Source organism: Pseudostreptobacillus sp. (assembly GCF_977040545.1).
The window spans coordinates 1-6760 of sequence record NZ_CDRRBS010000065.1 but is presented as its reverse complement, the minus strand read 5'-3'; the positions used below and the strand labels follow the sequence as shown (position 1 = coordinate 6760).

10 protein-coding genes are annotated in these 6760 nt (G+C 26.0%); all 10 read left to right on the top strand.

All coding sequences use genetic code 11. The annotated features are described in order from the left end of the window. Nucleotides 1-585: bis(5'-nucleosyl)-tetraphosphatase (locus ACWYO2_RS04340; RefSeq protein WP_455515271.1), on the top strand; the 585-nt coding region annotated here is incomplete at its 5' end. 13 nt (nt 586-598) lie between these two features. Beyond that, complete coding sequence (locus ACWYO2_RS04335; RefSeq protein WP_455515270.1) at nt 599-1162, top strand: RNA methyltransferase; 564 nt, start codon at nt 599-601, stop codon at nt 1160-1162. 9 nt (nt 1163-1171) lie between these two features. After that, entirely contained in the window at nt 1172-1573 is a 402-nt protein-coding gene (locus ACWYO2_RS04330) for a PTS-dependent dihydroxyacetone kinase phosphotransferase subunit DhaM (RefSeq protein WP_455515269.1), read from the top strand. Nucleotides 1574-1575: 2 nt separating this feature from the next. After that, entirely contained in the window at nt 1576-2244 is a 669-nt protein-coding gene (locus ACWYO2_RS04325; protein ID WP_455515268.1) for a hypothetical protein, read from the top strand. Next, complete coding sequence (gene rimM / locus ACWYO2_RS04320; protein WP_455515267.1) at nt 2225-2725, top strand: ribosome maturation factor RimM; 501 nt, start codon at nt 2225-2227, stop codon at nt 2723-2725. Before ACWYO2_RS04325 ends, rimM begins: the two co-directional genes overlap by 20 nt. After that, nucleotides 2725-3450: a tRNA (guanosine(37)-N1)-methyltransferase TrmD gene (trmD, locus tag ACWYO2_RS04315; RefSeq protein WP_455515266.1), complete on the top strand. Its 726-nt coding sequence runs from the start codon at nt 2725-2727 to the stop codon at nt 3448-3450. The genes rimM and trmD overlap by 1 nt, the downstream gene beginning before the upstream one ends. A gap of 30 nt (nt 3451-3480) precedes the next feature. Further along, on the top strand, nt 3481-4173 hold the full coding sequence (locus tag ACWYO2_RS04310; protein ID WP_455515265.1) for an ankyrin repeat domain-containing protein: 693 nt from the start codon (nt 3481-3483) through the stop codon (nt 4171-4173). Between the two features lie 14 nt (nt 4174-4187). After that, nucleotides 4188-5897 carry a phosphoenolpyruvate--protein phosphotransferase gene (gene ptsP, locus ACWYO2_RS04305; protein ID WP_455515264.1) on the top strand — a complete coding sequence of 570 codons (1710 nt, stop codon included), beginning with the start codon at nt 4188-4190 and terminating at the stop codon, nt 5895-5897. Nucleotides 5898-5904: 7 nt separating this feature from the next. Beyond that, nucleotides 5905-6237 carry a hypothetical protein gene (locus ACWYO2_RS04300; RefSeq protein ID WP_455515263.1) on the top strand — a complete coding sequence of 111 codons (333 nt, stop codon included), beginning with the start codon at nt 5905-5907 and terminating at the stop codon, nt 6235-6237. A 9-nt stretch (nt 6238-6246) separates the two neighbouring features. Continuing rightward, nucleotides 6247-6760: DJ-1/PfpI family protein (locus tag ACWYO2_RS04295; RefSeq protein ID WP_455515262.1), on the top strand; the 514-nt coding region annotated here is incomplete at its 3' end.

Genomic DNA, 6760 nt, shown 5'->3' with positions numbered 1-6760 from the left:
TTAGATATTAATATGGTTGATTTACATAATTTAGATTTAAATTCATATTATACTAAGGAATATATTAGAAAAGAAATATACAATATGTTAGCAGATAATAAATTAAAAAATAATAAAGAAGAATTATTGAAATATATAATGAGAGAATATGGAGATTCTAAAGAAATAAAAAAAGTTTATTCTTATGGTAGTATAGTATTTAGATATAATGAGAATAATGAAGTTGAGTTTCTTTTGGTTAAGATAATAAGTGGAAATTGGGGATTCCCTAAAGGACATATAGAAGAGGGAGAAGATGGCTGTGAAACGGCAATACGTGAAACTAAAGAAGAAACAGGTCTATCTATAAATCTTTATGAACCAGATAAATTTTCAGAAACTATATCGTATATAACAAATCAAGGTGAATTAAAATATGTTACTTTATATCTAGCGACAATTAAAGATGAAAGTCAAAGTGTAAAAATAGACGAAGATGAGATAAGTGAATATAAATGGTGTAGGTATGAAGAAGCTTTAAGAATAATAACTTATTCATCACAAAGAGAGGTTCTTCAAAAAGCAAGGTTATATATATTTATCTAAGAAAGGTGTAAAAATGAGAGAAAAAGTATTTCTAGGATTAGTTCATTATCCAGTATATAATAAAAATAAAGATGTTGTAGCAACATCTGTTACAAATTTTGATATACATGATATATCAAGAACTTGTAGAACTTATGATATATCTAAGTATTTTATAATAACCCCAGTAGATGCACAACAAGAATTAACAGCAAGAATACTTGGTTTTTGGCAAGAAGGGGATGGAATAGATTTTAATAAAGATAGAAATGAGGCTTTTGAAAATACTTTACTTGCTTCAAGTATAGAAGAAAGTGTAAAAAAAATAGAAGAATTAACAGGGAAAAGACCTAAAATAGTAACAACATCAGCTAAAACTTTTCCTAATACTTTGAGTTTTAATAATTTGAGTGAAAAAATATATAATGATGACGAAGTTTATTTACTATTATTTGGAACAGGTTGGGGTCTTATACAAGAGGTAATGGATATGTCTACTTATATATTAGAACCAATAAGATTGAATACAAGATATAATCATTTATCTGTAAGAGCAGCAGTGGCAATAATTTTAGATAGATTATTTGGAGAAAAATAGGAGGTAAAAATGAAAGAAATAGTTGGTATAGTTTTAGTATGTCATAGTAATTCTATGGCAGATGCCTTTATAGAATTTTGTGAAGTTTTAAAACAAGATGATTTTGAAATATTAAATGGTGGTGGAGAGAATTATGATACTTATGGAACTACTCCAGAAATAGTAGCTAATGCTATTAGAAAGGCAAATAGAGGTAAAGGAGTATTATTATTAGTTGATTTTGGAAGTTCTATAAATGCAGCATTAGGTGCTAAAGAATTATTAAAAGGAGAAATAGAAGTTGAAATCGCAGATTGTCCTTTAATAGAAGGGGCTATATCTGCTATAGCTGGTAATGATGAAGATACAGATTTAAAAACATTGAAATTAATTGCTGAAGATAGTAAGAATTTTAGAAAGATAAAAAATTAATTATGAAAATACTAGATATATTTAAAGAAGGTATTAAAATAGTATGGTCTAATATCATATATTTTATATTATTTACCATACTTATTCTTTTGACAAATATTTATTCTAAAAAATTTATAATCAATAATTTTGTATATACTTTAATTAAAGTGTTTACTATAATTATAGTTGCTAAATATTATGAAAATTATAAAATGAATATTAAAAGATTTGCTATATATTATTTTATACTTGTAATTTTTAATTTTTTTACTAATATAAAATATTCTTCTACCTTATTAACTTCATTTACTTTGAGTTTGAGATTAGTTTTTGCATATTTTGGATATATATTTTTTATTAAAGAAATAAATTTTAAATATTCTCTTAAATATTCATTTAGCTTATTTAGGTTGAATGTGTATAGTATGCTTGAAACTATAATTTTTAGTTATATAATTTTATATATTCCATTATGTGCTTATTTAATGAGATATACTTCAAGTAAAATTTCTTTAGTATATTCAACTATGAAAGTTGATGATTTAGTTAAGATGGTTTATGATTCATTAGGAGAAAAAATGATATTTATCTCAACCTACATTATATTAGTTAGTGTTTGTATAACTTTAAATTTAGGTATATTGTATTATAATTTAACAAAATTAAAAGGTGGTGAGAATAATAGATAATTTAATATATGTAGGAACTATAACTGGTACGCATAGATTACTTGGTACAGTTAAATTAAAAACTTCTTTTTCTTTAATTTCAGAAATTATAGGTTTTGATGTTATACTAAAAAAAGATAATGATATGAATGTACAAAAGATATCTAATGTTAAAGGAATGACAGATAAGAGAGTTTTAATTGATTTTGAAAGTATAAAAAATATGGATAATGCTAAAGAATATATAGGATACAATGTATATATTAGAAAAGATTTAGTTCCTGATTATGAAGAAGAATTGAGCCTTATTGGGTTTAAGGTCTATGATAAAAATGAATATATAGGTGATGTAATAGATATATTAGAAACAGCAGCACATGATATATTAATAATAAATAATGATACAGATGAGATAATGGTTCCTATGGTTGATGAATTTATAAAAAAAATAGATGAAAAAGAAAAGCTTATTAATACGGAATTGATAGAAGGTATGAGATAATGAAAATAAGAGTTTTAACATTATTTGATGAATTATTTAAAATGTATTTATCTCAAACGATTTTAGATAGAGCTAATAGTAATGATGTTGAATATATTATAGAAAATATTAGAGATTATGCTGATAATAAACATAAGCAAGTAGATGATGCGCCTTTTGGTGGAGGTGCCGGTATGGTATTAAAACCAGAACCTTTTTGGGCATATTTTGTGGGTTTAAGGAAATCAAAAATAAAAAAACCGTATACTATTTTTGTTACTCCACAAGGTGAAAAGTTAAATCAAAAAAAATTGATAGAATTATCTCAAAAAGATGATATTTGTATAATATCAGGTAGATATGAGGGATTGGATCAAAGAGTTATAGATAAATTTGTTGATCAAGAAATTTCTATAGGAGATTATGTTTTAAGTAGTGGGGATCTTCCTTCTCTTGTACTTATAGATGGAATAATGAGAATGAAAGAAGGGATAATAAAAAAAGAGTCTTATGAAACAGATTCTTTTTATAATGGTCTACTTGGATTTCCTCAATATACAAGGCCTCAAGTTATAGACAAAATGGAAGTTCCGGAGGTTCTTTTAAATGGGAATCATAAATTGATAAATGAATTTAGAGATAATGAATCACTGAAAAAAACTTTAAAAAATAGACCTGATTTACTTTGTAAAAAGATGGAAGAAGAAGATTTTAGTGATAAATTAAATAAAATTTTAAAAAAATAAAAAATATGATATAATAAGGTAGTGATGAAAATGAAAAAAATTTTTATTTTATTATTATTTATTTCGCTCATATCATATACAAATAATGATAATTCAAGCCAAATTTTATTATCAAAAGAAAGTGAGATAGAAGAAACTAGATTAAATGATTTTTTTAATGCAATTAGATATTTTAATAATACACAAGTTATGAGGTATATAAATGGTGATGGTGAAGAAAATATAAACATATATTCTCAAGATGCCTATAAACCAGCATTTAAAAATATAGAAATATCTAAAATTGAAAAAATAGATATTAATGCTAAAAATTTAAAGGGTGAAACAGCTTTAATGATAGCTATAGAATATGGTAATAATACTATATTAGATGAGCTTCTTAAAAGAGATGTTAATTTAGATGTTAGACATCCTATTTTTGGAAAATATCCATTAAATATAGCAGCATACTATTCAAATTATGATGGAGCAAGATTACTTATAGAAAAAGATAAATCTTTAGTAAATAAGGTAAATGATGTAGATGGTTGGCATCCATTAGAAGATGCAGCATTAAAAGGGAATACTAATATGGTTGTATTATTTCTTGAAAATGGGGCAGATCCTTTTATGAAAGATAAAAAAGGTTATAGTGCTTTGGATCTTGCAACTAATTTTGGCAAGGGAGAAATTGTTAAATTATTGCGTATTAAAATGAAAGAAATTAGAAAAAATAATAAATAGTACGGAGGTATATTATGCTAAGATTAACAGGTATAGGAGCATCAGAAGGTGTTGCTATAGGTAATGTATTAATTTTCCATCAAGAAGATATAGTTCTTCCTGAAGAAAAAAATTTAAAAAGTGAAACAGCCGAATCAGAATTTTTAAAACTTGAAGAAGCTATGAAAAAATCTAAAACCCAACTAATATCTATTAGAGAAAAAGTTAGAGCTAAAATGGGTGATGATAAAGCAGATATATTTGATGGCCATATACTTCTTTTAGAAGATGAAGATTTAATGGATGAAATTAAAACAAAAATAAAAGAAGATGGTATGAGAGCAGAATATGCTTTAAAAGAAGGAATACAAACTTATGCAGATATGTTTTCACAATTAGATGATCCATATTTGAGGGAAAGAGCAGCAGATATACAAGATATAGGAACAAGATGGTTAAAAAATTTATTAAATATTAAAATAAAAGATTTAAGTAATTTAGAACCTAATACAGTAATAGTTGTAAATGATTTAACACCATCTGATACAGCTCAATTAGATCTTGAAAATTGTAAAGGTTTTGTAACTGAAATAGGTGGTAAAACTGCTCATTCAGCTATTATGGCAAGATCACTTGAAATTCCAGCTGTAGTAGGAACTAAATCTATAATTTCTACTGTTAAAGATGGAGAAAATATAATAATTGATGGAGAAAAAGGTGAAATTTATTTAAGCCCATCTAAAGAATTAGTTGATGAATTTTTAAGAAAAAGAGAAGAACAATTAAATTTAAAAGAAGAATTGAAAAAAATAAAAGACTTAAAACCTGTAACAACTGATGGACACGGTGTAGAGGTGTGGGGTAATATAGGGAAACCTGAAGATGTTGATGCAGTTATTGAAGCAGGAGCTACAGGTATAGGATTATATAGAACAGAATTTCTATTTATGAATTCTGATCATATGCCAACAGAAGAGGAACAATATAGAGCATATAGATCAGTTGTTGAAAAGATGAATAATAATCCTGTAACTATAAGAACTATGGATATAGGTGGAGATAAAGAATTACCTTATTTAGATTTACCTAAAGAATTAAATCCTTTCTTAGGATATAGAGCTATAAGAGTGTCATTGGTAAATAAAGATATGTTTAAGACACAACTTAAAGCAATATTAAGAGCGTCTGCTTATGGAACTGTTAAGATAATGTACCCTATGATAAGTTCGATTAAAGAAGTAAGACTTGCAAATATAATTTTAAAAGAATGTATGGAAGAATTAGATGCTATAGGTAAGAAATTTGATAGAAATATTAAAGTAGGTATGATGGTAGAAACACCGTCTTCTGCAATAATAGCATATAAATTTGCAAAAGAAGTTGACTTCTTCTCTATAGGGACAAATGATTTAACTCAATATTTCTTAGCTGTTGATAGAGGAAATGAAATGGTTTCTGATCTTTATTCAGCATTCAATCCTGCGGTACTTGAAGCTATACAAAAAGTAATAGATGCTGCACATAATCAAGGGATTTCAATAAGTATGTGTGGAGAATTTGCAGGGAATAAAGATGCTACTGAATTACTTTTAGGAATGGGTCTTGACTCATTTAGTATGTCAGCTTCTTCAGTGTTAAAAGTTAAGAGAAAAATTTTAGATACAAATTATGCTGAGGCTCAAAAATATAGAGATTTAATTTTAAGTAAAGATACTACTGAAGAAGTTATTGAGTCTTTAAGATAGGAGAACTATGAGAAAATTAAAGGGTGAAAAAGAACAAAAAAGAAAAGCTAAAGAAGAAAAGGAGTTTGAAGAAAAAAAGAGAGAAGATGAAATTTTAAATCAAATGCCTTTTACTAAATTTGACTATATAATATATGTTTTATTCTTTATATCAACTTTATTATCTTCTAATATTTTTGGAATATTTTTAATAATGGCAGCAGTACTTGCAGCTATGATAGTTTATAGTAGAGTTACTAAAAAAGGAGCACCTATGTATATTTATAGAATGGTGGTATTTACAATACTTTCTTTAGTGGCAATGCCTGTACAGTACTTAATTAGATTGATAATAAGATAAGGGGCTTTTATGAAAAAGATATTAACAATATTAGTAGATGGATTTGAAGAAACAGAAGCATTATTTCCTATAGATTTAATGAGAAGAGTAGGAATTGAAGTTTTAATTTCAACACCACAAGACACACTAGAAGTAGTAAGTTCTCATGGAGTTAAAATAATTGTAGAAAAAAAATTAACTGAAATTAATTTTAATGAATTTGATGGAGTATTTCTACCTGGAGGACCAGGAACTAAAAAATATTATGAATATGATTTAATTAAAGAGATAGTTGTTAAGATGTTTAATGATAAAAAATTAGTTTCTGCAATATGTGCAGCCCCTTCTTATCTTGCTAAAATAGGAGTTTTAAAAGGGTTAAATGCGACTGCATATACAGGATTTGAAAAATATATTTTAGAAAATGGAGGAAGTGCAAATAATTTTCCAGTAATAGTAGATAAAAATGTAATAACTGGAAGATCGGTAGCTGCTTCTAAAGATTTTGGATTAGAAATAGTTAAATATTTATTAGGCAATGAAG